We start from the raw sequence: 25905 nt of genomic DNA, 5'->3' as shown, positions 1-25905 counted from the left end.
CCTGATGACTGACTCGCAAGATACGCCGATCTCCGCCGACGGCGAAGCCCGCCCACACCGCCGCATCAAGAGTTTCGTGATGCGCGCCGGGCGCATGACCGAAGGCCAGCAACGCGGCCTCGACCAGGGCGGCCCGCTGTACATCCTGCCGCTGGCGGACAGCCCGGTAGATTACGACCAGGTGTTCGGCCGTTCGGCGCCGCGTACCCTGGAGATCGGCTTCGGCATGGGCCATTCCCTGCTGGAGATGGCCGCTGCTGCGCCTGAGCAGGACTTCATCGGTGTCGAAGTGCACCGTCCGGGTGTCGGCGCACTGCTCAACGGTGTGCTGACCCAGGGTCTGAAGAACCTGCGTGTCTACGACTGCGACGCCATTGAGGTGCTCAACCGCTGCGTGGCGGACAACAGCCTTGATCGCCTGATGCTGTTCTTCCCCGACCCATGGCACAAGGCGCGTCATCACAAGCGCCGTATCGTCCAGCTGGAGTTTGCCGAGCTTGTGCGACGCAAGCTCAAGCCGGGTGGTGTGTTCCACATGGCGACTGACTGGGAACCCTATGCCGAGTACATGCTGGAAGTGATGAGCGCCGCCCCGGGCTATCGCAACCGTGCTGAAGACGGCACCTATGTGCCGCGCCCGGAAGAGCGCCCGATCACCAAGTTCGAACGCCGCGGCGAGCGGCTTGGGCATGGGGTGTGGGATCTGAAGTTCGAGAAAGTGGATTGATTGGCTGGATAAGCCTTTCGAAACGCTGAGGCTTGTAGAAATGCAGGCAAAAAAAACCGCTCTGAGAAGAGCGGTTTTTTTGTGTGAGCGACAGGACTGAGTATCCTCCGCTCCGGGATTTCACCGAAAACCCCCGTACGGTCAGTGGATCATAGGCACCCCGAGACGACGGGTCAATGATCAGAAATATCCAGCATAATGTGTGTCGGAGCGATTAACAGCTTCGATCGTATATCCCAAGTATCATCGCGCTGCTCCTGTGCGGATAATTTTAGTGATGGGTCGGGTGGGCGAAGAATTCTGCTTTCCGGCCCCTTCGACACGGCCTGAGAACCGTGCCGGTGAGTATTTCGAAGGGCCATTGACCTGGCCACTTCACCGAAAAGCCCCGTACGGTTTTCGAAGGCATCGAAGCGCCGGTTAGATGCTGGAAGATTGGCCCGCCAACAAGGAGGCCAAGGCATATGAAGCGTTTGCTTGATGCGCTGAGCCGCGCCTGGAAGCTCATCCGGATCTTGACTGTGCTCAAGACCGTTCGGGATTTCATGCGCGATCACTTCGATGATGCCCAGTAAGGGCTAGTCAGGTGGTAGGGCTGCCCTGGTTCTCCGGGGCAGCTTTTAGCAGGCTCACCCGCGGCGATCAGCCACCACGCCGATCAATACCAGCACCACCAACAACACTGGCGCCAAGGCGTAGTTGTTGAACTGCCCCAATCCTTTCACTACCCACGGCGTGGCATAGATCAGCGCCGCACCGCTGCCGATCATCACCAGCGCAGCCATCACCGGCACGCGCAGCGCACCCGCCAAGGCGCCCAGGCGTTGATCCACCCAGCCTTTGATATCGGTGCCGAACAGCACCAGCAGGCAGCCTACCAGGGCCAGGGAAATCTCCGACAGGTTGCTGCGGCTCCAGCGCGAAACCGTGGCGAGCAGATCAAGTACCAGATCCATGGGTCATCCTTAGGTCAAGAAATACTGCAGCAGGTCATTGAGGAACAGCTGGCCGCGTGGTGTGGCCACCAGTCGATCCGGTTCGACCTGCAAAAGGCCCTTTTGTTCGGCCGCACGGCGGGCTTCGGCCAGCTGTGCCAAGGGCAGCCCGGTACGTTGGCTGAACAGCTCGGCTTCCACGCCGTCGGTGAGGCGCAGGGCGTTCATCAGGAATTCGAACGGCAGTTCGTCGACCGGCAACAGCTTCTCGCCGGCCTTGAACGGCTTGGCCAGGTTCAGGTAATCCTTGGGCAGGCGGGTCTTCCAGGTGCGCAGGATGCGGCCATCGGCGAAGGTCAGCTTGCCGTGGGCGCCGGCACCGATGCCGATGAAGTCACCGAAGCGCCAGTAGTTGAGGTTGTGCCGGGCGGCACGGTCAGCCTGGGCGTAGGCCGAAACTTCATACTGCTTGAAGCCGTTGGCCGCCATCAGGGCCTGGCCAGCCTCCTGGATATCCCAGAGGATATCGTCCTCGGGCAGCTCCGGCGGCTGGTTCCAGAACACTGTGTTCGGCTCGACGGTCAGCTGGTACCACGACAGGTGCGTCGGCCCCAGGTCGATGGCCTGGCGCAGGTCGCCCAAGGCGTCGTCCAGCGACTGGTCGGGCAGGCCGTGCATCAGGTCCATGTTGAAGTTGTCGAAGCCCGCAGCACGTGCCATGCCGGCGGCGCGGATCGCTTCGTCGCCATTGTGGATGCGCCCAAGCGCCTCCAGCTTGGCGGGTTGGAAGCTTTGCACGCCGATCGATAGCCGGTTGATACCCGTTTGCCGGTAGGCCTTGAACTTCTCTTGCTCGAAGGTACCCGGGTTGGCCTCGAGGGTGATCTCGATGTCCGGCGCGAACGGGATGCGCTGCTCTACGCCGCGCAGCAGGCGCCCCAGGGCATTGGCGCTGAACAGGCTCGGCGTACCGCCGCCGAAGAAGATCGACGACAGTGTCCGGCCCTGTACGGCGGCCAGTTCCAGGTCGAGGTCGGTCAACAGGGCGTCGACGTAGGCCTCTTCCGGTAGCTCAGGCCCGGCGGCGTGGGAGTTGAAATCGCAGTAAGGGCATTTGCGCACACACCACGGGATGTGGATGTACAGCGCCAGCGGCGGCAGGCTGGTGAGCGCCACCGCGCCGGCTTGGGACAGCGTTGCGATCATGCCAGGCCCAGACGTTGACGCAGCAGGGCCATGGCGCGCGCGCGGTGGCTGAGCTGGTTCTTATCCACAGGGGCGAGGTCGGCGCTCGAGCATTTGCGCTCCGGCACCCAGAACAACGGGTCGTAGCCAAAGCCATGCTCGCCGCTGGCTTCAAACAGGATGCTGCCGTGCCACAGGCCTTCGCAAAGGATCGGCAGCGGGTCATCGGCGTGGCGTACCAAGGCCAGCACGCAGACGAACTGGGCGCCGCGCTGGTCTTGCGGCACGTCTTTCAGGGCTTCGAGCAGCTTGGCGTTGTTCGCAGCGTCACCTTTGCCATCGGCATAACGCGCCGAGTAGATGCCCGGCGCGCCGCCGAGGAAGTCCACCGCCAGGCCGGAGTCGTCGGCAAGAGCGGGCAGGCCAGAGATGCGTGCGGCATTGCGGGCTTTGAGGATGGCGTTCTCGACGAACGACAGGCCGGTCTCTTCGGGCTCGACCTGGCTGAACTCGCCGATCGAGCGCAGTTGCACGGACTGGCCGAGCATGGCCTGCAGTTCCTTGAGTTTGCCGGCGTTGTGGCTGGCCAATACGAGTTGCTGGAAATTCATCATTCGCCTGGGAACACTTCCTGGTTGAAACTGAGTTGATGGCTGACCCCGCCAGTTTCGACATTGAGGTCGAAGGTCAGGGTCTCGGCCTGCTCGATCTTGAACTGGGCGATGTAGTACACCGCACCTTGGTCGGTAATTTGCTTGAACGACAGCGGGCTGGTGCGCCCGGTCAGGTCTTTCACTGTGCCGCTGACCACCGCCATGGCTGGCTTGTCGGCCTTGAGCACGGCGATGTTGAGCACGCCTTGGTTCTTGCTGCGGTTGAGCCCGGTGGCAGCGGCGATGTCCGGTTGCAGCATGCTCGAGGTGAAGGCGCTGTAGTGCACCGTCACGTCGCCGAAGACTTCCTTGCGCTCGGGGCGGGCGGCATCGGCCGCCATCACTGGCAGGGCCAGGCACAGGCTGATCAGGAACAGGGCTAGGCGACGCATGGTGCGAATCCTCCGGTGGGCGTCAGACCGCCAGTTGGTGCTCCTGCAGGCCCGGGCTGCTGACGCGATAGATGCCGATTTCACCTAGTAGATTAGGCCATAGCCGCCCACCCCACCCGTTACGGTGCAAGTGGTCGACGGCGAGGCGGTCCAGGACCTTGGCGCGGCGCTCATGGCACAGCTCTTCGAAGTCGGCGAAGGTGCAGAAGTGGATGTTCGGCGTGTTGTACCAGGTGTAGGGCATGAAGTCCGACACCGGCATGCGGCCCTTGGTGGCTAGGTACCAGCGGCAGCGCCAATGGCCGAAGTTGGGGAAAGTGATGATGCACTGGCGGCCCACCCGCAGCATCTCGTCGAGGATGCGGTCGGGGTACTCCACGGCCTGCAGGGCCTGGGTCATGATCACCACATCGAAGCTGTTGCTGGCAAAGTTGCCCAGGCCCTTGTCGAGGTCCTGTTCGATGACGTTGACGCCCTTGGCCACGCAGGCGGCGATGTTATCGGCGTCGATCTCCAGGCCATAGCCGGTGACCTGCTTGCGGTCACGCAGCGAGGCCAGCAGCTCGCCATTGCCGCAGCCCAGGTCGAGTACCCGGCTGCCGGCGGGAATCCACTCGTGGATGATTTCCAGATCGGCTCTCATGCTGTCCTCAGATGGCGATGCGGTTCATGTAGTTCGCGAAACCCTGCATGTAGCGAGGTGTGGGGATCAGGAAGGCATCGTGCCCATAAGGTGAGTCGATCTCCAGATAACAGACGTTCTTGCGCGCTGCCATCAAGGCATCGACGATCTCCCGCGAGCGGGCTGGCGAGAAGCGCCAGTCGGTGGTGAACGACATGATGCAGTAGTCTGCCTTGACGTGGGCCAGGGTGGCGGCCAGGTCGCCACCCTGGGCCGCGGCCGGGTCGAAATAGTCCAGGGCCTTGGTCATCAGCAGGTAGGTATTGGCGTCGAAACGGCCGGAAAACTCCTCGCCCTGATAGCGCAGGTAGCTTTCGACCTGGAATTCGACGCTGTGGAAGTCGTAGTTGAGCTTGTCGCTCTTCAGCTCGCGGCCGAATTTCTCACCCATCGAGTCGTCGGACAGGTAAGTGATGTGGCCGACCATGCGCGCCAGCATCAGGCCGCGCTTGGGGATCACGCCCTGGTCCTGGAACGAGCCGCCGTGGAATTCGGGGTCGGTGAGGATGGCCTGGCGTGCCACTTCGTTGAAGGCGATGTTCTGCGCCGACAGTTTGGGTGCCGACGCGATGTCCACGCAGTGGCGCACGCGTTCGGGGTAGGTCATGGTCCACTGCAAGGCCTGCATGCCGCCCAGGCTGCCACCGACGATGGCGGCCCACTGCGCAATGCCCAGGCGGTCGGCCAGGCGTGCCTGGCTGTGCACCCAGTCTTCCACGGTCAGTACCGGGAACTCGGCGCCATAAGGCTTGCCGGTGGCTGGGTTGATGCTGCTCGGGCCGGTGCTGCCGTTGCAGCCGCCGAGGTTGTTCAGGCTGACCACGAAGAAGCGGTTGGTATCGATCGGCTTGCCAGGGCCGATGCAGCTGTCCCACCAGCCCGGCTTGCGGTCGGTGGCGGCATGGTAGCCAGCGGCATGGTGATGGCCGGACAGGGCATGGCAGATCAGCACGGCATTGCTCGCGCTGGCGTTCAGGGTGCCATAAGTCTCGTAGACCAGCTCGTAGCTGTTCAGCGAACGGCCACAGGCCAGGGCCAGCGGTTCATCGAACTTGGCAATTTGCGGTGTAACCAGACCGACGGAATCTTCGGGAAGGACAGTGGACATCGACCCTGCTCACGCTTGACGGAGGCGTAAGTCTAAAGAGCGCTACCCCCAGCGGCAAGCAAAGGCTTGCCGCTGGGGTAAACCATCAGGCGTCGAGGCTCAGATCATCCGCCACAGTTCCGGTGGCATGCCCGCGTAGGCTGCCAGCGGTGGCATGACGAACGACTGGATCACCTGAATCGCCAGGAAGGCGAAGATTGGCGAGATGTCCATGCCGCCCAGATTGGGCACGATGCGGCGGAACGGTGCCAGGACTGGCTCACTGATCTGCCAGGCCAGTTCGGCAGCCGGGTTGTGGCTGTTCGGTGCGACCCAGGAAACGATCACCATGACGATCATCGCGACCCAGAAGATTTTCAGGAACAGCGAAGTGACGCCGATGATGGCCCACATCAGCAGGTGCAGGACGTCGCCGAAGGTGCCGTAGGTGACCATCAGCACGAAGCCCATCAGCAATGCCTGGATGACGATCGCCAACAGCAGCGACGAAGTGTCCAGGCCACCGATGCTGGGGATCACTCGGCGGATCGGCTTGAGTAGCGGCTGGGTTGCGCGCACGGCGAACTGGCTCAGCGGGTTGTAGAAGTTGGCCTTGACCAGTTGCAGCACAAAGCGCAGCAGAACGATCACCAGGTACAGGCTGACCAGGGTTTGCACCACGAAGATCGCGGCGCCGGACAGTGCATTCATCAACAGCTCCTTATTTGCCCAGTTGTTCAGCCAGCTCGGCGGAACGCTTCGATGCCGCTTCCAGCGCCTGTTCGACGATGGCTTCAAAGCCGTTGCCTTGGAACGACTTGATCGCCGCCTCGGTGGTGCCGGCTGGCGAGGTGACGCGGCGGCGCAGTTCTGCGGCATCGACATCGCTGGCCACGGCCATGTGCGCGGCGCCCAGGGCGGTTTGCAGGGTCAGATGCGAGGCGGTTTCACGTGGCAGGCCCAGTTTTTCACCCGCAGCGGTCATCGCTTCGATCAGCAGGAAGAAGTAGGCCGGGCCACTGCCGGAAACGGCGGTGACAGCGTCCAGTTGCTGTTCTTGCTCCAGCCACAGGGCGGTGCCGACTGCCGACAGGAGTTGTTCGGCCTGCTGGCGTTGCTCGGCAGACACTTCAGTGGTGGCGTACAGGCCGCTGACACCCTGGCGCAGCAGTGCCGGCGTATTGGGCATGCAGCGCACTACCGGGCGGGCGCCAAGCCAGGTCTGCAGGCTGGCGCAGGTGATACCGGCGGCGATCGAGACGATCAGCTGGCCGGCTTCCAGGTTCGGCTTCAGCGCTTCGCACACGGCCTTCATGACCTGTGGTTTCACTGCCAGCACGACTACGTCGGCACCAGCGATGGCCTGGGCGTTGTCTTCGAATGCTTCGATGCCGTGTTCGGCCTGGACGCGGGTGCGGGTCTCGGCGCCGGGGTCGCTGGCACGGATCTGCGCCGCGTCCAGGCCCTGGGCACGCAGGCCGCCGATCAGGCTGGCGGCCATGTTGCCGGCGCCGATAAAGGCAATACGTGTCTTGCTCATGTCAGGTCCTTGAAGGAAAGAGTGAGTAAAGCATGGAATCAGGCGGGGCCGTAATTGCGGGCGCCGAACAGGGCGGTTCCGATACGTACCCAGGTCGCGCCCTGGGCGATGGCCGCTTCCAGGTCGTGGCTCATGCCCATCGACAGGGTGTCCAGGCCGAGCTCCAGGCGATCCTGAAGCTGGCGCAGGCTGGCGAAGGCGGCCTCTTGAGTGGCGCGGTCTTCGGTCGGCTCGGGGATCGCCATCAAGCCGCGCAGGCGCAGGTTCGGCAGTGCTGCCACGGCATTGGCCAGCGCTGGCAGGTCGGCCGGGGCGCAGCCGGACTTGCTGTCTTCACCGCTGACGTTCACCTGCAGGCAGATGTTCAGCGGTGGCAGGCCCGCAGGGCGCTGTTCGGACAGGCGTTGGGCGATTTTCAGGCGGTCCACGGAGTGTACCCAGTCGAAATGTTCGGCAATGGCTTTGGTCTTGTTCGACTGAATGGGGCCGATGAAGTGCCAGATCAAGGGCAGGTCGCGCAGTTCTTCTTGCTTGGCCAGGGCTTCCTGCAGGTAGTTTTCACCGACATCACGCACGCCGGCGGCGTGGATTTCGCGAATGGCGGCGGCCGGTTTGGTCTTGCTCACCGCCAGCAGCTGGACGCTGGTCGGGTCGCGCCCGGCAGCTTGGGCAGCGTTGTGGATACGGGCGGCGAGGGCGGAAAGGTTGTCTGCTATGGTGGACATGGATCGATGCCGTCGGCTCTGGAGATCTTCGGCATTCTACCTGCTTGATGGCTATTGGGGAGTCTCATGGATGTGACCGACCTGTTGGCCCGAGCCGTGGACGCAGGGGCGAGCGACCTGCATCTGGCTGCGGGCGAGATACCGATGCTGCGTGTGGATGGCGAGCTGCGGCGCATGCAGCTACCGGGGGTGACGACGGCAGCGTTGAGCGACGCACTGACGCCGCTGCTCGACGAGGGCCAGTGCCGGCAGTGGCAGCAAGGCGACGAGCTGGATCTGGCATTGGAACTGGCATCGTTGGGGCGTTTTCGTCTCAATCTGTTTCGGCAACTGAACGGCCTGGCAGCCTCGTTTCGTCTGATTCCGAAACGCATTGCCAGTGTTGGCGAACTTGATCTTGAAGAAGTGTTTCAAGCCGTTGCGCGGCATGCCGATGGCCTGGTGCTGATAGGCGGCCCGACCGGCAGCGGCAAGTCGAGCACCCTGGCGGCACTGATTGACCGGCTCAATGGTGAGCGGGCGCTACATATCATCACCCTCGAAGACCCTGTTGAAGTTATCCACAGCAGCCAATGCAGCCTGGTCAACCAGCGCGAGATCGGCCGGCATTGTCGCGACTTCGGCCAAGGGCTGCGCAGCGCTCTGCGTCAAGACCCGGATGTGATCATGATTGGCGAATTGCGCGACCTGGAAACCATCCGCCTGGCGCTACGCGCAGCGGAGACGGGGCATCTGGTGCTGGCCACGGTGCATACGCGGTCTGCGGCTGGCAGCATTGATCGGCTGATCGAGGTATTTGCGGCGGACGAAAAGCCGCTGGTGCGGGCGATGCTGGCGGAGTCGTTGCGCCTGGTGGTGGCACAGGTGCTGGTCAAGCGTGTTGGCGGCGGCCGGGTGGCGGCGCGAGAAGTGTTGGTGGCGACACCTGCGGTGCGCAACCTGGTGCGGGAGGGGCGGATGGCGCAGTTGTGTTCGGTGATGCAGGCGGGGGCGGCGGAGGGGATGCGGACGATGGAGGGGGCGATGCTTGGGCTGAGGGAGAAAGGATTGATCGGAGCTTTTTAGAGCCTGTTCCGGTCCCTTCGCGGGCAAGCCCGCTCCCACAGTTACTGCTCAGCACTGGAAAACGGTGCTGGTTTTGTGGGACCGGGCTTGCCCGCGAAGAGGTCGAAACCGATTTAGCGCTTGGCCAGGCTCAGCTGTTGCTGCTCTTTCGGCAACACCCGCTTGGCAACCACATAGTGCTGCTGCCAGTACGGCTTGCTCAGGTTGTCGATGCTCACCCGCTTGCCGGTACGCGGCGCATGGATAAAGCGATCGTTACCCAGGTAGATGGCAACGTGATTGACCCGACGGCTCTTGATATTGAAGAAGATCAGATCGCCTGGCTTGAGGTCGCTCTTGGCCACCTTTACGCCGTGGCCCTGGGCCATGGCGTTGGATGTACGCGGCAGGTCGACGTCTGCCACGTCGTTGAACGCGTATTTGACCAGCCCGCTGCAATCGAACCCTTTTTTCGGGTTGCTGCCGCCCCAAACATAAGGGGTACCGAGCACATTGACCGCACGGCTGAGCACATCGCTGCTCTGCTTCGGCGACATCGCCGCAACGGCAGGCAGGTTGTGGCCCTTGCCCGAATAGTTCGAGCGTGCGTGCAGCGTGGTCTGCTTGACGGGCGCGTGTTTCACCGAGGTGTTGCTGGTGTAGCCGGTGAAACCATTGGGAAGACGTTGCTCACGATTGGTGGCGTGGGCGGCCAGGGGCAATAATAGGCAGAGGGTCAGCCATGTCTTGAATAAAGGCGGCATAGATGAAGCTCTTATGAATGTTTATGTGTTTGGCGCGCAACTTTATAACAGCTTTTTGCTCCTTTTCAGGGCCGTTGGTCGATTGTCATGCTGCCGTACGTCGGCCTGCGGCGGAAAAGTCACATTTTTATTTAGAAAATTTTCGGATAACCCACGAGGGCTATGAATGAACAGTTATCAACAGGGGACGCCGCATCACGACACCCACAGCAAGGTCATTGGTTACCTGCTGTGGATCTTCGGCTTCACCGGCTCGCACCGTTTCTACTACGGCAAGCCGATCACCGGGACGATCTGGTTCTTCACGCTGGGGCTGCTCGGCATCGGCTGGCTGATCGACCTGTTCCTGATCCCGTCGATGGACCGTGAGGCGGACATGCGCTTCCAGTCCGGGCGCATCGACTACAACATTGCCTGGATCCTGCTGACCTTCCTGGGCATTTTTGGCGTGCACCGCCTGTACCAGGGCAAGTGGATCTCGGCGATCATCTACTTCTTCACCGGCGGCCTGTTCTTGGTGGGTGTGCTGTATGACTTCTGGACCTTGAACAGCCAGATTTCCGAAGCCAACGCCCGCAGCCGATAGGGCCACGGGCGCCCACAAAAAAGGCCTTGTCGCGCTGTGCGGCAAGGCCTTTTTTGTTATTGGCGGGTCTGTCGCTGCTGCAGCAGCAGGTTGCTGAACCCGGCCCCCGCCAGCTGTTTCTGCGCTACGGTCAGCTGTTCACGGTTGCTGAACGGCCCGACCAACACGCGGTACCAGGTTTCTTCCTTGACGGTACCCGACTCGACCTTGACCACCTGGCCGAGCAGGATGATCTGCGCGCGGACCTTGTCGGCGTCGGCTTGCTTGCGGAACGAGCCCGCCTGCAGGAAGTACTGCGTGGTCGCCGCCGGCTTGATCACCGGTGGCGCGGGCGGCGGTGTCTGCCCCAGCAGTGCGGCCTGGGCGCGAGCGGTGTCGATCTTCGCCGCTTCAGCCGGCGTGACCGGAGTCACGGGTTGCGCAGGCACTGGCGGCGTCTTCTCCGGCACGGCCTCGGGCGGCACGATCACCTCGGACTCCGGCAGCAGGGTGTAGAAGTCGTACTTCGGTTTCACCGGCGCCTGTGGCGTTGCAGGGGTGGTCGACTTGCTGGCTTCGGCCACCTTCTCTGGCTTCTGCTGCTCAGGCTTGGTGCGCTTGATGTCACCGCCACCGGGTTCGAGTTTCATCAGGAAGACGATGAACGCACCGACCGTCAGGCCGACCGCCAGCCATACCCAGCCAGGGATCGGCTGTTTGGCTGGGGCCGTCTGACGGCTGGCGCCGCGTTTTGGAGCTGGTTTTTTCTTGGCAGCCAACTTACATGCGCTCCAGGGTTTCCAGGCCGAGCAGCTCCAGACCTTGCTTGAGGGTGCGACCGGTCAGGGCAGCCAAGCGCAGGCGGCTCTGCTGTTGTTCCGGGGTTTCGGCGGTGAGGATCGGGCAATTCACGTAGAAGCTCGAGAACAGACCGGCCAGGTCGTACAGGTAGCTGCACAGCACGTGCGGTGTGCCTTTGTCAGCAACGCTATTGAGGATTTCGCCGAACTGCGCAAGGCTCGCGGCCAGGTCCTGCTCTTGAGCGGCCTGCAGCACGATGTGGCCGTCGACTTCATCGAAGCCCTTGCCGAGCTTGCGGAACACGCCGGCAACCCGGGTGTAGGCATACAGCAGGTAAGGCGCGGTGTTGCCTTCGAAGTTGAGCATCTGCTCGAAGTTGAAGCTGTAGTCGCTGGTGCGGTGCTTGGACAGGTCGGCGTATTTCACCGCGCCGATGCCGACCACTTCGCCGATGTGGCGCAGCTCCTCTTCGGTAAACTCCGGGTTCTTTTCCTTGACCAGCGCGTAGGCGCGCTCCTTGGCCTCGGTGAGCAGGTCGATCAGCTTGACGGTGCCACCGTCACGGGTCTTGAACGGGCGGCCGTCGGCGCCGTTCATGGTGCCGAAGCCCATGTGTTCCATTTGCATCGGGTGGCCGACGAAGCCGGCACGGCGGGCCACTTCGAACACCTGGTTGAAGTGCAGGGCCTGGCGCTGGTCGACGAAATACAGGGCGCGGTCGGCCTTGAGCACGTTGCTGCGGTAGCGCACAGCGGCCAGGTCGGTGGTGGCGTACAGGTAGCCGCCGTCAGCCTTCTGCACGATCACCGGCAGTGGCTCGCCTTCGCTGTTCTTGAACTCTTCGAGGAAAACGCACTGGGCGCCTTGGTCCTCGACCAGCAGGCCCTTGGCCTTGAGGTCGGCGACCACGTTGGCCAGGTCATCGTTGTAGGCGCTTTCGCCCATCACGTCGGCCATGGTCAGCTTGACGTTGAGCAGCTCGTAGGTCTTCTGGCAGTGCGACAGCGAGATGTCCTTGAAGCGCGTCCACAGGGCCAGGCACTCAGGGTCACCGGCCTGCAGCTTGACCACCAGGCCGCGGGCGCGGGTGGCAAACTCTTCCGATTCGTCGAAGCGCTTCTTCGCCGCGCGGTAGAAGTTTTCCAGGTCCGACAGCTCGTCGCTGGTGATCGGGTTTTCCTGCAGGTAGGCCATCAGCATGCCGAACTGGGTGCCCCAGTCGCCGACGTGGTTCTGGCGGATGACGTTGTCACCGAGGAACTCCAGCACGCGCGCGACGCTGTCACCGATGATGGTCGAGCGCAGGTGCCCGACGTGCATCTCCTTGGCCAGGTTGGGGGCCGACATGTCGATCACCACCTTCTGCGCAGGGCCCGCCTTGCGCGCACCGAGGTGGGCGTCGGCCAGGGCGGCATCCAGGCGGTTGGCCAGGGCGTCGGTGTTCTGGAAGAAGTTCAGGAAGCCCGGGCCGGCGATCTCGACCTTGCTGATGTCGGCGCTGGCCGGCAGGGCTTCGATCAGTTTTTCGGCCAGGTCGCGCGGCTTCATGCCGGCCGGCTTGGCCAGCATCATGGCGATGTTGCTGGCGAAGTCGCCGTGGGTCTTGTCCCGGGCGTTTTCCACCTGGATCGCCGGCGAGAGCCCTTCAGGCAGCACACCGTCGGTGACGAGTTGGGTGAGGGCTTGCTGGATCAGCTGGCGAATGGTGTCTTTCATGGGGATCTCTTTTCGACCGCAAGCGCGGTGGAGCGCCTGGATGCGCAGGTGGAAAAACTGGGCATTATCCGTTGCTGGGGGCGGGTTGCCAACCTTTGGGGCAGAAGCTTAATAAAGGTCAACCGGGTCGACATCCAGCGACCAGCGTACCTGGCGCCCGCTCGGCAGTTGCTCCAACACTAGCAACCAGGCGCTGATCAGTCGATGCAAGGGGGCTCGGGTATTGGCCTGAATCAACAATTGGGCCCTGAAACGACCGGCGCGCCGCTCCATGGGCGCAGGCACCGGCCCGAGCAGCTCGATGCCGGGCAGCCGTTGTTCGGCGACCAGCCGCTCGGCAGCGGCGCAGGCTTCGTCGAGGAAGCCCTCGGCCTGGCCGGGCTTGTGCGCTTCGGCGCGCAGCAAGGCAAGGTGGGAGAACGGTGGCAGCCCGGCATTGCGGCGTTCGTCCAGGGCCTGCTCGGCGAAGGCGAAATAACCTTGTTCGGTCAGTTGCACCAGCAGCGGGTGGTCAGCCAGGTGGGTCTGGATGATCACTTTGCCGGGCTCTTCGGCGCGCCCGGCCCGGCCAGCGACCTGGACGATCAGCTGGGCCATGCGCTCACTGGCGCGGAAGTCGCCGGAGAACAGCCCACCATCGGCATCGAGGATGGCGACCAGGGTCACCCGCGGGAAGTGGTGCCCCTTGGCCAGCATCTGGGTGCCGACCAGGATGCTTGGCTGGCCGCGCTGGATGGTGCTGAACAAGTTGTGCATGGCGTCCTTGCGCGCCGTGCTGTCGCGGTCCACGCGCAGGATCGGGTAATCCGGGAACAGGACTTTCAGGCGCTCCTCGGCGCGTTCGGTGCCGGCGCCAACGGGCCGCAGGTCGACGTGGTTGCACTTCGGGCACTGGTGCGGCAGGCGCTCGTCGTAGCCGCAGTGGTGGCAGCGCAGCACGCCAGAGCGCTGGTGCACGGTCATGCGGGCATCGCAGCGCGGGCATTCGGACAGCCAGCCACAGTCATGGCACAGCAAGGTTGGGGCGAAGCCGCGGCGGTTGAGGAACACCAGCACCTGCTGGCCGGCCTCCAGGGTCTGGCGAATGGCCTGCTGCAACGGGCCGCTGATGCCGCTGTCCAGCGGCAGGCTTTTCACATCCAGGCGCAGCATGCGCGGTGGGCGGGCTCCGCCAGCGCGCTGGTTCATGCGCAACAGGCGATAGCGACCAGTGAGCGCGTTGTGCAGGGTTTCCAGCGACGGGGTGGCGGAGCCAAGCAGGATCGGGATGTTTTCCTGGTGGGCGCGCACCAGTGCCAGGTCGCGGGCGTGGTAGCGCAGGCCTTCCTGTTGTTTATAAGAGCCGTCGTGTTCTTCGTCGATGATGATCAGGCCGGGGTTCTTCATCGGGGTGAACAGCGCCGAACGTGTACCGATAATGATGTCGGCTTCGCCGTCGCGGGCGGCCAGCCAGGCATCGAGGCGCTCACGGTCGTTCACGGCCGAGTGCAGCAGGGCGATGCGGGCGTTGAAGCGCTGTTCGAAGCGCGCCAGGGTCTGCGGGCCGAGGTTGATCTCGGGGATCAGCACCAGCGCCTGCTTGCCGGCTTCCAGGGTTTCGCGGATCAGTTGCAGGTACACCTCGGTCTTGCCGCTGCCGGTGACGCCGGCCAGCAGGAAGGCGCCGAAGCCGTCAAAGCCCTCGCGCACGGCGTCGAAGGCATCGCGTTGTTCTTCGTTGAGGGGCAACTCCGGCTGTGCCAGCCAGTGTTCATGGCGAAGCGCCGGCAGGTGGCGGCGTACTTCCAGCTGTACCAGCTCCTTGGCCAGCAACAGGTCGAGGCTGTCCTTGTTCAGGTTGAGCTTGCTCAGCAGGCTGTGCGCAACGCCATGCGGGTGCTGGGCCAGGGTCTTGAGGGCATCGCGCTGGCGCGGGGCACGGGCGATGCGTGGGTCCTCCAGGCGTGCGCCGGGGGCCACGTGCCAGAAACGCTCCTGGCGCATTTCGGCAGGTTCGCCTTGGCGCAGCAGGGTGGGTAACGCCCAGCTCAGGGTGTCACCGAGGCTGTGCTGGTAGTACTGGGCCGTCCACAGGCACAGCTTGAACAGCGCTGGCGGAATCGGCGAAACCGGGTCGAGCAGGGCGCTGGCGGGCTTGAGCTTGTCGGCAGGAACTTCGCTCTGCTCGCACACTTCCACCAGCACACCGATCATTTCGCGGCGCCCGAACGGTACGCGGATGCGCATGCCTGGGGTCAGCACCTGGCGTGCCATGCTCGCTGGCGCCTTGTAATCGAACAGGCGGCGCAACGGGGAGGGCAGGGCAAGGCGCAGGATGACGTCGGACACGCGGCAAGTCTCGGAGGGCGTTTCAAAGACTGGCGAGCCTAGCAGACGACGGTCGGTGCAAGCGACAACTTGCGTTGGCGCGGTGCTCTGGTATTATTCGCCGCCTAATTACGTGCGGTATTCAACAATAGGTGTTGGGTGGCGGCACGCAGCTCGAGGAAGTGACCATGAAAGAAGGTATCCACCCGAACTACGAAGTAGTTGCAGTCACCTGCAGCTGCGGTAACAAGTTCGAAACTCGTTCGACCCTGGGCAACACCCTGGCGATCGACGTTTGCAACCTGTGCCACCCGTTCTACACCGGTAAGCAGAAAGTCCTGGACACCGGTGGTCGCGTACAGAAGTTCGCCGATCGCTTCGGTATGTTCGGTACCAAGAAGTAATCATGCGCATGGCGAATCCTTCGGGCTTCGCATTGTTGCTGAAAAAGGCGCCCCTTGTGGGCGCCTTTTTTGTGGGCGCAATCTGGCAGCTCCCTGCCATGGCGTTCTGCCCGCTTCCGGAGAAGCCGCAGCAGGTTACAGTGCGCCAGGTGGTGGATGGCGACACGCTGCGCCTGACCGACGGTCGCAGTGTACGCATGATCGGCATCAATGCCCCTGAGATCGGGCACAAGGGGCGTACCAGTGAACCCTATGCCGAGGCCGCCAAGCGGCGCCTGCAGGCTTTGGTCAAGGCCAGTGACGGGCGTGTCGGGCTGGTGCCAGGGGTCGAGGGCAAAGACAAGTACGGCCGTACCCTGGCGCATATCTATGGTCGCAATGGCGACAATCTTGAAGCACAGCTGCTCAGCGAAGGGCTTGGCTTTCGCATAGCGATCGCTCCCAATGTGCGCCTGGCGAGTTGCCAGCAAGCGGCCGAGCGGGTGGCGCGCGAAGCGCGGGCAGGCCTGTGGCGCAGTTCGCCGGTGCGCAAGGCCGCAGATGTGAAGCAATCGGGCTTCGCCGTGGTCGCAGGCACCGTTCGAAGCATCGCGCGCAATCGTGGTGGTATCTGGCTCGAACTGGACGACACAGTGGTGCTGCAGATTTCCGCTCGTCTGCAACGCAACTTCCCTGAAAGCTTCTTCGCTAACCTCAAGGGACGCCAGGTCGAGGCGCGCGGTTGGGTGCTGGATCGTTCCCGCAAGGGTGGCCTCAAACCGGGGCAGCGACGCTGGGTGTTGCCTTTGACCTATCCGGGCATGCTGGAGCGCATTTCAGGCTGAAAAAATGTAGACAGTTCGCTATTGGATTGTACACACTGTGAGTCGAATGCCCCCGTGCGTGATAGCTTAAAGTCGTAGGCCAAAGGCCTTGACACAAGTGACTGACCAGTCTTGTGGCTCCCCGGCTCTTTGCGTATCCTCGGCGGTCCGTCAGAACAGTAAATAGCGGAATGCCCACCATGTCAGACCTGAAAACCGCCGCTCTCGAATACCACGCTCAACCTCGTCCGGGGAAACTGAGCGTCGAGCTCTCCAAGCCCACCGCCACCGCCCGCGATCTCGCCCTGGCCTACAGCCCAGGCGTAGCTGAACCCGTGCGCGAAATCGGCCGTGATCCAGAGCTGGCCTACAAATACACCGGCAAGGGCAACCTGGTCGCGGTAATTTCCGATGGCACCGCCATCCTCGGTCTGGGTGACCTCGGCCCACTGGCTTCCAAGCCAGTGATGGAAGGCAAGGGCGTTCTGTTCAAGCGTTTCGCCGGTATCGACGTGTTCGACATTGAAGTCGAGTCCGAGAGCCCGCAAGCTTTCATCGACACCGTTCGCCGCATCTCGATCACCTTCGGTGGCATCAACCTCGAAGACATCAAGGCACCAGAGTGCTTCGAAATCGAACGCACCCTGATCGAGCAGTGCGACATTCCAGTGTTCCACGATGACCAGCACGGCACCGCGATCGTTACCGCGGCCGGCATGATCAACGCCCTGGAAATCGCCGGCAAGAAGCTGGAAGACGCCAAGATCGTCTGCCTGGGTGCCGGTGCTGCCGCCATCTCTTGCATGAAGCTGCTGGTCAGCATGGGCGCCAAGGTCGAAAACATCTTCATGATCGACCGCAGCGGCGTTATTCACGCTGGCCGCGACGACCTGAACCAGTACAAGGCTCAGTTCGCCCACGCCACCGACAAGCGCAGCCTGGCTGATGCCCTGGACGGTGCTGACGTGTTCGTAGGCCTGTCCGGCCCGAACCTGCTGAGCCCGGAAGGCCTGAAGTCGATGGCTGCCAACCCGATCGTGTTCGCCTGCTCGAACCCGGACCCGGAAATTTCCCCAGAGCTGGCTCACGCCACTCGCAGCGACGTGATCATGGCTACCGGTCGTTCCGACTACCCGAACCAGGTCAACAACGTGCTGGGCTTCCCGTTCATCTTCCGTGGTGCCCTGGACGTTCGCGCCAAGCGCATCAACGAAGAAATGAAGATCGCCGCCGCCATCGCCCTGAAAGACCTGGCCAAGCTGCCGGTACCTAAGGAAGTCTGCGAAGCTTACGGCGTTGAAGGCCTGGAGTTCGGTCGCGAGTACATCATTCCGAAGCCGCTGGACGCGCGTCTGATCACCGTCGTTTCCGACGCTGTGGCCAAGGCTGCCATCGAATCCGGCGTGGCTACCCTGCCGTATCCGAAGCACTACCCGCTGAACAGCGTGGATGAAGTGTTCAACGGCTGATCACTGCCGTAAGCGACACAAAAAAGCCCCGGCTCATATGAGCCGGGGCTTTTTGTTTGCCGAGAGAGTGTCAGTGCCTGTGAGGTCGAGCGCCGCGCGGGCGGCGCTCGATTTACGCGCCCACACAAAACCCGATCCAGGCGCTCTGCTTCAGAACAGATCCATCGGCGCTGCTTCATCGGCCGGCAGCGGGCTGCCAGGCGCTGCGCCATTACCCAGCTCATCCACCGACGGCGGCGAGTCTTCGGCCTTGAACAACTCGAAGTAGGCGTTCGGTGTGCTTGGTGAGGCCGCGCGGCCGCTGACAGGGTCGACCCGCAGGCTGAGAATGCCTTCCGGCTGGGCCGGCGCATGGCTCGGCTTGCCCTTCAGTGCCGCGCCCATGAAGTTCATCCAGATCGGCAGTGCCGCAGTGCCACCGTATTCACGACGGCCCAGGCTTTCCGGCTGGTCGAAGCCGACCCACACGGTGGTCACGTAATCGGCGTTGTAGCCGGAGAACCAGGCGTCCTTGGACTCGTTGGTGGTACCGGTCTTGCCCGCCAGGTCGTCGCGGCCCAAGGCCAACGCCCGGCGGCCGGTACCGCGCTTGATCACGTCCTGCAGCATGCTGGTGAGGATGTAGGTGGTACGGCCATCGATGATCTGTTCGGCAATGGCCGGGGTCTGCGGTGGCGGGGCGATCTGACCGAGGGCCGAAGGCGCCTCGCCCGGCAGGGCGGCAGTGCTGATCGGTTGTTCCGGTGCTGCCAGCCCGGCATGGTCCTCGGCACCTTGCGGTACGCGGGCCGGGTTGGCGGTGAACAGCGTCTCGCCATTGCGGCTTTCGATACGGTCGATCAGGTACGGGTTGACCTTGTAACCGCCGTTGGCAAAGGTGCTCCAGCCAGTGGCGATTTCCATAGGGGTCAGGGTCGCGGTGCCCAAGGCCAGGGACAGGTTGCGTGGCAGGTCCTGCTTGTTGAAGCCGAACTTGCTGATGTAATCGATGGTGCGGTCCACACCCATGGCCTGCAGCAGGCGAATCGATACAAGGTTGCGCGACTTGTACAGCGCCTCGCGCATGCGGATCGGGCCGAGGAAGGTGTTGGTGTCGTTTTTCGGCCGCCACTCGTTGTTCTGGTACTGGTCGACGAACACGATCGGCGCATCGTTGACCAGGCTGGAGGCGGTGTAGCCGCTGTCCAGTGCCGCGCTATAGATGAACGGCTTGAAGCTCGAGCCTGGCTGGCGCTTGGCCTGCATGGCACGGTTGTAGTTGCTCTGCTCGAACGAGAAGCCGCCAACCAGGGCGCGGATGGCGCCGTTGTATGGGTCGAGGGTTACCAGCGCACTCTGTGCACCGGGTACCTGGCTGAACTTGAGCTTGCCCTCGTCAAGGCGCTGCAGGCGAACCAGGTCACCGACCTGTGCAACGTCGGCAGGTGACTGCGGCGCACGGCCCTGGGAATTGGTATTGATGAATGGGCGTGCCCATTTCATGGTATCCCAGGCAACGTGTTCTTCCTTGCCGTCACGGGTCAGCACCTTGATGCCGTCTTTCTCGACCTGGGTGACGATGGCCGGCTCCAGTGCGCCGAGGTTGCGCTGCTTGCTCAGCTCTTGCAGCCAGGCAGCGTGGGTCTTGCCCGGGAAGCGTGCTTCCGGACCGCGATAACCGTGACGCTCATCGTATTCGGTGAGGCCGTTGAGAATGGCCTTGTTGGCCATTTCCTGCATGTCGCTTGGCACGGTGGTGGTGACGCGGAAGCCTTCGGTGTAGGCATCGCTGCCATAGCGGCCAACCATTTCGGCGCGGGCCATTTCGGCGACGTAAGGCGCGTTCACTTCAGGAGTCGGCACGTGGTAGCTGGCATTGAGCGGCTCGGCCAGGGCGGCCTGATAGCTCGCTTCGTCGATCTTGCCGAGCTTGTACATACGGCCCAGGATCCAGTCGCGACGCTCTTTGGCGCGTACCGGGTTGGCCAGCGGGTTGAAGCGCGACGGTGCCTTGGGCAGGCCGGCAATCATCGCCATCTGCGCCAGGCTCACGTCACGGATCGACTTGCCGTAGTAGACCTGCGCGGCAGCATCGATACCGTAGGCACGGTTGCCCAGGTAGATCTTGTTGACGTACAGCTCGAGAATTTCGTCTTTGGTCAGCTCGCGCTCGATCTGCAGGGCCAGCAAGATTTCGTTGGTCTTGCGCGAGAAGCTGCGCTCGCTGGTGAGGAAGAAGTTCTTCGCCACCTGCATGGTGATGGTGCTGCCGCCGGTCTGGATGTGACCAGTTTTCACCAGCTGGGTCGCAGCACGCATCAGGCTGCTTGGGTCGACCCCGTAGTGATTGAGGAAATTGTCGTCCTCGGCTGACAGAAGCGCCTGAATGAACTGTGGCGGAATTTCCGCGAAGCGGATCGGCGAGCGGCGCATTTCGCCGAACTCGGCAATCAGTTTGCCGTCGCTGCTATACACCCGCAGGGGGATCTGCAACTGGATGCTTCTGAGCGAATCGACCGATGGCAGGTTGGGGCTAAGATACAGAAACGCACCGCTCACACCGAGTACGAGCGCGCAGATGACTGCGACGAAAGACCACCAGAAGAACTTCAGCAGGCGTATCAAGGCTTTTCGGTGTCCAGATTGAGGGGTGAATTGCGCACGGGGCCGGCGGACGAAAAAACGCTGGGCATTATAAGCATTTTTCGCCTCGCCGGGTGACCGGCCAGGCGGCCCGCTGCACCGTCTGGCCGTCCAGGCCCGGCAATGGGGCGGTTCATGGTTGTAACAAGGAAGTCGTGATGCTTGGACGTTTTGGCAAGGATGCCAGTTCACTGTTGGGGGTCGAAATCGCCTCTGACTCTATACGTATTGCACAGTTGCGCCGCCACAGGGGGCGCTATGAGCAGCTTGTCTGGGCGTTGCATGCATGCGAACCGTTTGCGCCCGGCGGCGGCAGGCAGGACCCTGAGTGGTTCGTAGATGCCTTGCGCGATGCTCTTCGGCAATCTGGTAGTCGGCAGCGCCGGGCAGCTGTGGCGCTACCTGCCTCGCAAGTGATCTGCAAGCTGTGTCAGCTGCCAGTCAGTCAGGCCCCGAGCCAGATGGAGGCACAACTGCTGGCGGACGCAGAGCGGTTGTTTCCCTTCCCCCTTGAAGACCTGGTGCTGGACTTCCAGGTGCTCGGCGCCTCGCCGGCACAGCCAGGTAGCCTGGATGTGCTGGTCGCGGCCAGTCGTCAGAGCGCGCTGCAGCCTCTGGCAGCAGCATTCGAGGCCGCAGGGCTGGAACTGGAGGTCGTCGAGGTCGACAGTATTGCCTTGCGTCGGTTGATGCCAAGCAAAGGCGCAGCAGCGCTGCTGCGCATTGAACCGGGCAGTTCGACACTGCATGGCTGGATTCACGAGACGCTGCCATTGCGGCGGGAGTTGCTCCCGGGGGCGGCACCTGATTTGCCCGACAATCTGTTCGGTGAAGGGAAGGGGCCGGAGGAAGTGCTGGTCGTTGGGGCTTCGGTGCCTGGGCACGGTTTGCTCGGTCGACTGAGTGAGCAACTCGGGTTCCCCTGCCGGCCATTGCCGCCGGTGGCAGGTGTGGATTGCAGTGACGGCCACATGGCCTTGGCTTTCGCCCTGGCGATGGGGAGCGTGCGCTGATGCTGCGTCTGAATCTGATGCCGTGGCGAGAGCGGCAACGCCTGGCAGTGCTCCGGCGTTTGCGCCTGACGTTGTTGGGGGCTGCTGTCATGGCACTGTGTGCGGTGCTGTTGATGGACCAGCTGGCCCGCCAGCGCGTTCGGCAGCAAGCCATTGCCAACAATGGGCAGCAGGCTGCAATCGATGCGCTCGAGGCGCAGCTGAACGAACATGATCGCATCAGGCAATCCTATGACGTGGTACGTGCGCAGGCTGCCGCGTTGGCTGGATTGCGTGCAGATCAGGGGCTACTGACCGCCGTGTTCGCCGACTTGGAACGGGACCTGCCGGAGGGTGTTCAACTGCGCAAGCTCGAACTGGAAGGCTCACAACTGCGCCTGGTCGGTGTAGCTGCCTCCGGCGCCGTCGTGGCGCAGCTCATGCGTGAGTTGGAGCGCTCTGGCGTGGCGCGTGACCTGGAGCTTAAAAGCCTCAAAAGCTTGCCGGGTGGCGATGAGTTTCTGTTGCTGGCTCGTCTGTCGGCGTTGTGGTCGTGAATCTGTTTCAACAAGAGATGTGGCTGGCCCTCATCGAGCGTTCGCGGTTACTTCGTTTCACGTTGCCATGCGCGGTAGGCCTCATCGTGTTTGGGCTTGGCTGCCTGTTTCGCCTGCCGCAATGGTCGCATCTCCAGGGCGTGGAACATGCCAGGCAAAGCGACTTGGTTCAGGAGCATGAAACCAAGATTGCCGAGGTACTGGCGCTCTCGCAAATGCGTGAGGCATTCGATGATGCGCAGCAGCTATTGCAGGAAGCCCGCTGGCGTCTTGCTGCCGGCGCTGGCATGAGCGATTTACTGGACCAGTTGGCTGCCTCGGGGCATGCGCATGGCCTGCACTTCGAGCAACTGGATGTGCGAGATGACGTAAAGCAGCCTGGTTACTGGCAGACCCCCTTGGATGTGCAGGTCGTCGGGCGTTATTCGGGGTTGCGAGTGTGGCTGGACGACTGGCTTGGTCAGGTTCGCCTGCTGCGCGCCGAGGCGTTATGGCTGGAGCCTGCCGATGACCGGCCAGGGTTGTTGCGCCTTGGCATGCGGGTTCATGCCTACCAAGCCGACGGAGCTGTGCCCGAACCTGTCTCCCTCGCTGATTTACCCGCCCGTGCTGAGGTGCTGCCAGTGGGTGTTGATCTGTTTTCCGCCTGGACGACACGTGACGCTCAGGGCGGGCTTGGCAGCGTCCCGCTGGCACAGTTGCAAATGGTCGGCAGCTTGCAACGGGGGCTGCAGCGCGAAGCGTTGCTGGCGTCTGCAGGGCGCTTGTATCGCGCTCGCCCCGGTGACCGGCTGGGGCGTGAAGGAGGGGTTGTTGTAGAGGTCGGCGAACGCCAGCTGGAAGTGCGCCAGCGACTGTTCGTAGGGGGCGTGTGGCGCGAGCGCACGGTGATGCTGACGCTCAGGAAGAGCGCGAATACGGAGATCACGGAAGGTGATGAAATGCCTGTTGATGTGGATGGCGGTGGCCCTGATACCCAGTCAGTGGTGCATGGCAGCACCCTATCGGGGTGAGCCCATATCGCTGAATTTCCAGGATGTCGAGGTGCGCTCGGTGCTTCAGGTGCTGGCTGACTACGCCGGGGTCAACCTGGTGGCCAGCGATACGGTGCAAGGCAATGTCACCTTGCGGCTGCACGAAGTACCCTGGGATCAGGCGCTGGAGCTGGTCCTTCGCAGCAAGGGGCTGGCGCGGCGCGAGGAGGGGAATGTGCTGCTGGTTGCACCTGCAGCCGAGCTGGCCGAGCAATCCCGCGGCGCCCGTATCGGGCAGGAACTGGATGCGCAACTGCAGCCGTTGCGACGAGAGCTGCTGCCGATTCATCACGCCAACGCTTCCGAACTTGCAGAGCTGCTGCTGGCAACACTGGCGGATGACGGCATTCTGACCGGTCGTGGCAGCTTGAGCGTCGATGCGCGCACCAACACCTTGGTGGCGCATCAGCCCGCAGAACGCCTGGCCGAGTTGCGGCAGCTGGTCGCGCAACTTGACGTGCCGGTACGCCAGGTGGAGATCGAGGCGCGCATCGTGGAGGCCAATGTCGACTACGAGAAAGGCCTGGGCGTGCGTTGGGGGCGGCGGTTATATGGGGAAGCGCCGCAACTGGGCAAGGATCTGTTCGTCGACCTGGGTATGGAGCGGGGTGGTGCCAGTATCGGTGTAGGCCTTTTGCGCGGCGGCGTGTTGCTGGACCTGGAGCTCAGTGCGATGGAAAAGAGCGGCAACGGAGAAATCATCTCCCAACCCAAGGTGGTCACGGCCGACAAGGAAACGGCCAGAATTCTGAAGGGCACCGAGGTGCCATATCAGGAAACCAGCACGAGTGGCGCCACCTCTGTGGCCTTTCGCGAGGCGTCGCTGTCGCTGGAAGTCACGCCACAGATCACTCCGGACGGCAAGGTCATCATGACAGTCAAGGTGACCAAGGATGAACCTGATTTCGTCAATGCCCTGAATGACGTGCCGCCGATTCGCAAGAACGAGGTCAATGCCAAGGTCAGTGTTGCGGACGGTGAGACCATCGTCATCGGTGGCGTGTATTCGACCACGCAAAACAATGTGGTCGACAAGGTGCCATTTTTCGGCGATCTGCCGTATGTTGGGCGGCTGTTTCGACGCGATGCATTACAAGAGAAAAAATCCGAGCTGCTGGTCTTCCTGACTCCGCGTATCATGAGTGACCAGGCGATTGCTGTGAGTCGTTGATTCTGTGCGAAATTTGATACTTGTAGGGCCCATGGGCGCTGGAAAGAGCACCATCGGGCGCCTGTTGGCCAAAGAGCTGCGCCTGCTGTTCAAGGATTCCGACAAGGAAATCGAACTGCGAACCGGCGCCAACATCCCGTGGATCTTCGATAAAGAAGGCGAGCCGGGCTTCCGTGACCGCGAGCAAGCGATGATCGCCGAGCTCTGCGCGCTCGATGGCGTGGTCGTGGCGACCGGCGGCGGTGCGGTAATGCGCGCGGAAAACCGCCAGGCGCTGCACGAGGGCGGCCGGGTCATATACCTGCACGCCTCGGTGGAACAGCAGGTCGGGCGTACTGCGCGCGATCGCAACCGCCCGTTGCTGCGCACCGCCAACCCGGAAGCGACCCTGCGCGCATTGCTGGAAGCACGCGACCCGCTTTATCGCGAGATCGCCGACGTGGTGGTGGAAACCGACGAACGGCCACCGCGCATGGTGGTGCTTGATATTCTCGAGCGCCTGCAGCAGTTGCCGCCCCGCTAAGCCGGGACTATTCTCGGCCAGCGCCGAGGCGAGGTTCAACGTTACCGCGCGGGTCGCACAGCCGGCGCCGCGCCCAAGTACATTGTGGGGATACATGCAGACACTAAAGGTCGACCTCGGCGAGCGCAGCTACCCGATCTACATTGGCGAAGGCCTGCTGGACCAACCTGAACTGCTGGCGCCGCACATCGCCGGGCGGCAGGTTGCCATCGTTTCCAACGAAACCGTCGCGCCTCTGTACCTCGAACGCCTGAGCAAGACCCTCGGTGCCTACTCGGTGCTGCCGGTCATCCTCCCGGATGGCGAAGCCCACAAGAACTGGCAGACCCTGCAACTGATCTTCGACGGCCTGCTCGGCGCCCGGCATGACCGCCGCACCACCGTGGTCGCCCTCGGCGGCGGGGTGATCGGCGACATGGCTGGCTTTGCCGCAGCCTGTTACCAGCGTGGTGTCGACTTCATTCAGGTACCCACCACGCTGTTGTCCCAGGTCGACTCTTCGGTGGGCGGCAAGACCGGCATCAACCACCCGCTGGGCAAGAATATGGTCGGTGCGTTCTACCAGCCCAACGCGGTGTTGATCGACACCACCAGCCTCAAGACCCTTCCCGAGCGCGAGCTGTCGGCAGGCCTGGCTGAAGTGATCAAGTACGGCCTGATCTGCGACGAACCTTTCCTCGGCTGGCTCGAAGCCAACATGCAGGCCTTGCGTGCCTTGGAGCCCGCGGCGCTGACCGAAGCGATCCGCCGCTCGTGCGCGGCCAAGGCGGCGGTGGTCGGCGCCGATGAGCGCGAATCAGGCGTGCGGGCAACCCTGAACCTTGGGCATACCTTCGGGCATGCCATCGAAACGCACATGGGCTATGGCGTGTGGCTGCACGGCGAAGCCGTGGCCGCAGGCACGGTAATGGCCCTGGAAATGTCCATGCGCCTGGGCTGGATCGACCAGGCCGAGCGTGATCGCGGTATTCACCTGTTGCAGGACGCAGGTTTGCCGGTGGTGCCACCACAGGAAATGACCCCGGCGCATTTCATGGAGCATATGGCGGTCGACAAGAAGGTGCTCGATGGCCGCCTGCGGCTGGTGCTGCTGCGCCAGTTGGGCGAGGCCGTGATCACCGACGACTATCCGAAAGAGATTCTTCAGGCCACGCTGTCGGCGGATTACCGCGCGATCGTGGCCCAGCTTTGAGGTTGTGACAGCGTA

Annotated in this window: 26 protein-coding genes; 12 read left to right on the top strand and 14 right to left on the bottom strand. The window is 62.9% G+C overall.

Translation table 11 applies throughout. From position 1 onward, the window contains the following. Nucleotides 1-4 precede the first annotated feature (4 nt). Nucleotides 5-727 carry a tRNA (guanosine(46)-N7)-methyltransferase TrmB gene (trmB, locus tag BUQ73_RS24760; protein ID WP_027920974.1) on the top strand — a complete coding sequence of 241 codons (723 nt, stop codon included), beginning with the start codon at nt 5-7 and terminating at the stop codon, nt 725-727. A gap of 629 nt (nt 728-1356) precedes the next feature. Here trmB and BUQ73_RS24755 read toward each other — a convergent pair. From BUQ73_RS24755 to BUQ73_RS24715, 9 genes are all read right to left on the bottom strand, one after another. After that, the gene (locus BUQ73_RS24755; RefSeq protein WP_027920975.1) at nt 1357-1683 is read right to left on the bottom strand and encodes a DUF3392 family protein; all 327 of its coding nucleotides are present in this window, start codon (nt 1681-1683) and stop codon (nt 1357-1359) included. 9 nt (nt 1684-1692) lie between these two features. After that, the gene (gene hemW / locus BUQ73_RS24750) at nt 1693-2868 is read right to left on the bottom strand and encodes a radical SAM family heme chaperone HemW (RefSeq protein WP_079230060.1); all 1176 of its coding nucleotides are present in this window, start codon (nt 2866-2868) and stop codon (nt 1693-1695) included. Beyond that, the gene (gene rdgB / locus BUQ73_RS24745) at nt 2865-3461 is read right to left on the bottom strand and encodes an RdgB/HAM1 family non-canonical purine NTP pyrophosphatase (protein WP_027920977.1); all 597 of its coding nucleotides are present in this window, start codon (nt 3459-3461) and stop codon (nt 2865-2867) included. The genes hemW and rdgB overlap by 4 nt, the downstream gene beginning before the upstream one ends. Next, on the bottom strand, nt 3458-3892 hold the full coding sequence (locus BUQ73_RS24740) for a DUF4426 domain-containing protein (RefSeq protein ID WP_027920978.1): 435 nt from the start codon (nt 3890-3892) through the stop codon (nt 3458-3460). The genes rdgB and BUQ73_RS24740 overlap by 4 nt, the downstream gene beginning before the upstream one ends. A 22-nt stretch (nt 3893-3914) precedes the next feature. After that, on the bottom strand, nt 3915-4535 hold the full coding sequence (metW, locus tag BUQ73_RS24735) for a methionine biosynthesis protein MetW (RefSeq protein WP_027920979.1): 621 nt from the start codon (nt 4533-4535) through the stop codon (nt 3915-3917). Nucleotides 4536-4542: 7 nt separating this feature from the next. Further along, nucleotides 4543-5682 (bottom strand): homoserine O-succinyltransferase MetX, encoded by a 1140-nt coding sequence (metX, locus tag BUQ73_RS24730; RefSeq protein ID WP_079230059.1) that lies wholly within the window; start codon nt 5680-5682, stop codon nt 4543-4545. A gap of 99 nt (nt 5683-5781) precedes the next feature. After that, entirely contained in the window at nt 5782-6372 is a 591-nt protein-coding gene (locus tag BUQ73_RS24725) for a YggT family protein (protein WP_079230058.1), read from the bottom strand. A gap of 10 nt (nt 6373-6382) precedes the next feature. Next, nucleotides 6383-7201 carry a pyrroline-5-carboxylate reductase gene (gene proC, locus BUQ73_RS24720; RefSeq protein ID WP_079230057.1) on the bottom strand — a complete coding sequence of 273 codons (819 nt, stop codon included), beginning with the start codon at nt 7199-7201 and terminating at the stop codon, nt 6383-6385. Between the two features lie 38 nt (nt 7202-7239). Beyond that, nucleotides 7240-7926 carry a YggS family pyridoxal phosphate-dependent enzyme gene (locus BUQ73_RS24715; RefSeq protein WP_079230056.1) on the bottom strand — a complete coding sequence of 229 codons (687 nt, stop codon included), beginning with the start codon at nt 7924-7926 and terminating at the stop codon, nt 7240-7242. Nucleotides 7927-7992: 66 nt separating this feature from the next. On the opposite strand from BUQ73_RS24715, the gene BUQ73_RS24710 reads away from it, so the two are divergent. Continuing rightward, nucleotides 7993-8991 (top strand): type IV pilus twitching motility protein PilT, encoded by a 999-nt coding sequence (locus BUQ73_RS24710; protein WP_079230055.1) that lies wholly within the window; start codon nt 7993-7995, stop codon nt 8989-8991. A gap of 113 nt (nt 8992-9104) precedes the next feature. Here the strand turns inward: BUQ73_RS24710 and BUQ73_RS24705 are convergent, their stop codons facing one another. Then, nucleotides 9105-9734, bottom strand: coding sequence for a C40 family peptidase (locus tag BUQ73_RS24705; RefSeq protein WP_027920985.1), 630 nt, complete (start codon nt 9732-9734; stop codon nt 9105-9107). A gap of 166 nt (nt 9735-9900) precedes the next feature. Between BUQ73_RS24705 and BUQ73_RS24700 the strand changes: the two genes are divergently transcribed. Further along, nucleotides 9901-10320, top strand: a complete 420-nt coding sequence (locus BUQ73_RS24700) for an NINE protein (protein WP_079230054.1) — start codon at nt 9901-9903, stop codon at nt 10318-10320. 56 nt (nt 10321-10376) lie between these two features. Here BUQ73_RS24700 and BUQ73_RS24695 read toward each other — a convergent pair whose 3' ends face one another. The 3 genes from BUQ73_RS24695 to BUQ73_RS24685 form a co-directional block, all read right to left on the bottom strand. Beyond that, the gene (locus tag BUQ73_RS24695) at nt 10377-11078 is read right to left on the bottom strand and encodes an SPOR domain-containing protein (RefSeq protein WP_079230053.1); all 702 of its coding nucleotides are present in this window, start codon (nt 11076-11078) and stop codon (nt 10377-10379) included. 1 nt (nt 11079) lies between these two features. Beyond that, on the bottom strand, nt 11080-12816 hold the full coding sequence (gene argS / locus BUQ73_RS24690; protein ID WP_079230052.1) for an arginine--tRNA ligase: 1737 nt from the start codon (nt 12814-12816) through the stop codon (nt 11080-11082). A gap of 108 nt (nt 12817-12924) precedes the next feature. Beyond that, nucleotides 12925-15144 carry a primosomal protein N' gene (locus tag BUQ73_RS24685; RefSeq protein ID WP_079230051.1) on the bottom strand — a complete coding sequence of 740 codons (2220 nt, stop codon included), beginning with the start codon at nt 15142-15144 and terminating at the stop codon, nt 12925-12927. A gap of 167 nt (nt 15145-15311) precedes the next feature. Between BUQ73_RS24685 and rpmE the strand changes: the two genes are divergently transcribed. From rpmE to BUQ73_RS24670, 3 genes are all read left to right on the top strand, one after another. After that, complete coding sequence (gene rpmE / locus BUQ73_RS24680) at nt 15312-15527, top strand: 50S ribosomal protein L31 (protein WP_027920990.1); 216 nt, start codon at nt 15312-15314, stop codon at nt 15525-15527. A 2-nt stretch (nt 15528-15529) separates the two neighbouring features. Beyond that, nucleotides 15530-16351 carry a thermonuclease family protein gene (locus BUQ73_RS24675; RefSeq protein ID WP_079230050.1) on the top strand — a complete coding sequence of 274 codons (822 nt, stop codon included), beginning with the start codon at nt 15530-15532 and terminating at the stop codon, nt 16349-16351. Between the two features lie 179 nt (nt 16352-16530). Further along, nucleotides 16531-17799, top strand: a complete 1269-nt coding sequence (locus BUQ73_RS24670) for a malic enzyme-like NAD(P)-binding protein (protein WP_027920992.1) — start codon at nt 16531-16533, stop codon at nt 17797-17799. 150 nt (nt 17800-17949) lie between these two features. Here the strand turns inward: BUQ73_RS24670 and BUQ73_RS24665 are convergent, their stop codons facing one another. After that, nucleotides 17950-20403 (bottom strand): penicillin-binding protein 1A, encoded by a 2454-nt coding sequence (locus BUQ73_RS24665; RefSeq protein ID WP_079230049.1) that lies wholly within the window; start codon nt 20401-20403, stop codon nt 17950-17952. Between the two features lie 176 nt (nt 20404-20579). On the opposite strand from BUQ73_RS24665, the gene pilM reads away from it, so the two are divergent. The 6 genes from pilM to aroB all read left to right on the top strand — a co-directional run bounded on the left by pilM (nt 20580) and on the right by aroB (nt 25890). Continuing rightward, complete coding sequence (gene pilM / locus BUQ73_RS24660) at nt 20580-21434, top strand: type IV pilus biogenesis protein PilM (protein WP_079230048.1); 855 nt, start codon at nt 20580-20582, stop codon at nt 21432-21434. Further along, a complete protein-coding gene (locus BUQ73_RS24655) occupies nt 21434-21970 on the top strand; it encodes a PilN domain-containing protein (protein WP_079230047.1) in 537 nt (178 codons plus the stop codon). The genes pilM and BUQ73_RS24655 overlap by 1 nt, the downstream gene beginning before the upstream one ends. Continuing rightward, nucleotides 21967-22983, top strand: coding sequence for a pilus assembly protein PilP (locus BUQ73_RS24650; protein ID WP_237772730.1), 1017 nt, complete (start codon nt 21967-21969; stop codon nt 22981-22983). The genes BUQ73_RS24655 and BUQ73_RS24650 overlap by 4 nt, the downstream gene beginning before the upstream one ends. Next, nucleotides 22907-24175: a type IV pilus secretin PilQ gene (locus BUQ73_RS24645; protein ID WP_079230046.1), complete on the top strand. Its 1269-nt coding sequence runs from the start codon at nt 22907-22909 to the stop codon at nt 24173-24175. The genes BUQ73_RS24650 and BUQ73_RS24645 overlap by 77 nt, the downstream gene beginning before the upstream one ends. A 4-nt stretch (nt 24176-24179) precedes the next feature. After that, a complete protein-coding gene (gene aroK, locus BUQ73_RS24640; protein WP_027920998.1) occupies nt 24180-24698 on the top strand; it encodes a shikimate kinase AroK in 519 nt (172 codons plus the stop codon). A 94-nt stretch (nt 24699-24792) separates the two neighbouring features. Beyond that, nucleotides 24793-25890 (top strand): 3-dehydroquinate synthase, encoded by a 1098-nt coding sequence (gene aroB / locus BUQ73_RS24635; protein WP_079230045.1) that lies wholly within the window; start codon nt 24793-24795, stop codon nt 25888-25890. Nucleotides 25891-25905 lie beyond the last annotated feature (15 nt).

The organism is Pseudomonas putida, assembly GCF_002025705.1.
GTDB lineage: Bacteria > Pseudomonadota > Gammaproteobacteria > Pseudomonadales > Pseudomonadaceae > Aquipseudomonas > Aquipseudomonas putida_J.
This window is presented reverse-complemented; position numbering and strand designations above follow the sequence as displayed.

Bases quoted from the DNA above. Each gene is read 5' to 3' on its own strand.
- BUQ73_RS24755 (WP_027920975.1), bottom strand. From the start codon at position 1,683: ATGGATCTGGTACTTGATCTGCTCGCCACGGTTTCGCGCTGGAGCCGC.
- BUQ73_RS24700 (WP_079230054.1), top strand. From the start codon at position 9,901: ATGAACAGTTATCAACAGGGGACGCCGCATCACGACACCCACAGCAAG.
- argS (WP_079230052.1), bottom strand. From the start codon at position 12,816: ATGAAAGACACCATTCGCCAGCTGATCCAGCAAGCCCTCACCCAACTC.
- trmB (WP_027920974.1), top strand. From the start codon at position 5: ATGACTGACTCGCAAGATACGCCGATCTCCGCCGACGGCGAAGCCCGC.
- hemW (WP_079230060.1), bottom strand. From the start codon at position 2,868: ATGATCGCAACGCTGTCCCAAGCCGGCGCGGTGGCGCTCACCAGCCTG.
- proC (WP_079230057.1), bottom strand. From the start codon at position 7,201: ATGAGCAAGACACGTATTGCCTTTATCGGCGCCGGCAACATGGCCGCC.
- BUQ73_RS24710 (WP_079230055.1), top strand. From the start codon at position 7,993: ATGGATGTGACCGACCTGTTGGCCCGAGCCGTGGACGCAGGGGCGAGC.
- rdgB (WP_027920977.1), bottom strand. From the start codon at position 3,461: ATGATGAATTTCCAGCAACTCGTATTGGCCAGCCACAACGCCGGCAAA.
- pilM (WP_079230048.1), top strand. From the start codon at position 20,580: ATGCTTGGACGTTTTGGCAAGGATGCCAGTTCACTGTTGGGGGTCGAA.
- rpmE (WP_027920990.1), top strand. From the start codon at position 15,312: ATGAAAGAAGGTATCCACCCGAACTACGAAGTAGTTGCAGTCACCTGC.
- BUQ73_RS24740 (WP_027920978.1), bottom strand. From the start codon at position 3,892: ATGCGTCGCCTAGCCCTGTTCCTGATCAGCCTGTGCCTGGCCCTGCCA.
- BUQ73_RS24670 (WP_027920992.1), top strand. From the start codon at position 16,531: ATGTCAGACCTGAAAACCGCCGCTCTCGAATACCACGCTCAACCTCGT.
- BUQ73_RS24675 (WP_079230050.1), top strand. From the start codon at position 15,530: ATGCGCATGGCGAATCCTTCGGGCTTCGCATTGTTGCTGAAAAAGGCG.
- BUQ73_RS24645 (WP_079230046.1), top strand. From the start codon at position 22,907: ATGAAATGCCTGTTGATGTGGATGGCGGTGGCCCTGATACCCAGTCAG.
- BUQ73_RS24725 (WP_079230058.1), bottom strand. From the start codon at position 6,372: ATGAATGCACTGTCCGGCGCCGCGATCTTCGTGGTGCAAACCCTGGTC.
- BUQ73_RS24705 (WP_027920985.1), bottom strand. From the start codon at position 9,734: ATGCCGCCTTTATTCAAGACATGGCTGACCCTCTGCCTATTATTGCCC.
- metX (WP_079230059.1), bottom strand. From the start codon at position 5,682: ATGTCCACTGTCCTTCCCGAAGATTCCGTCGGTCTGGTTACACCGCAA.
- BUQ73_RS24715 (WP_079230056.1), bottom strand. From the start codon at position 7,926: ATGTCCACCATAGCAGACAACCTTTCCGCCCTCGCCGCCCGTATCCAC.
- metW (WP_027920979.1), bottom strand. From the start codon at position 4,535: ATGAGAGCCGATCTGGAAATCATCCACGAGTGGATTCCCGCCGGCAGC.
- BUQ73_RS24655 (WP_079230047.1), top strand. From the start codon at position 21,434: ATGCTGCGTCTGAATCTGATGCCGTGGCGAGAGCGGCAACGCCTGGCA.
- aroB (WP_079230045.1), top strand. From the start codon at position 24,793: ATGCAGACACTAAAGGTCGACCTCGGCGAGCGCAGCTACCCGATCTAC.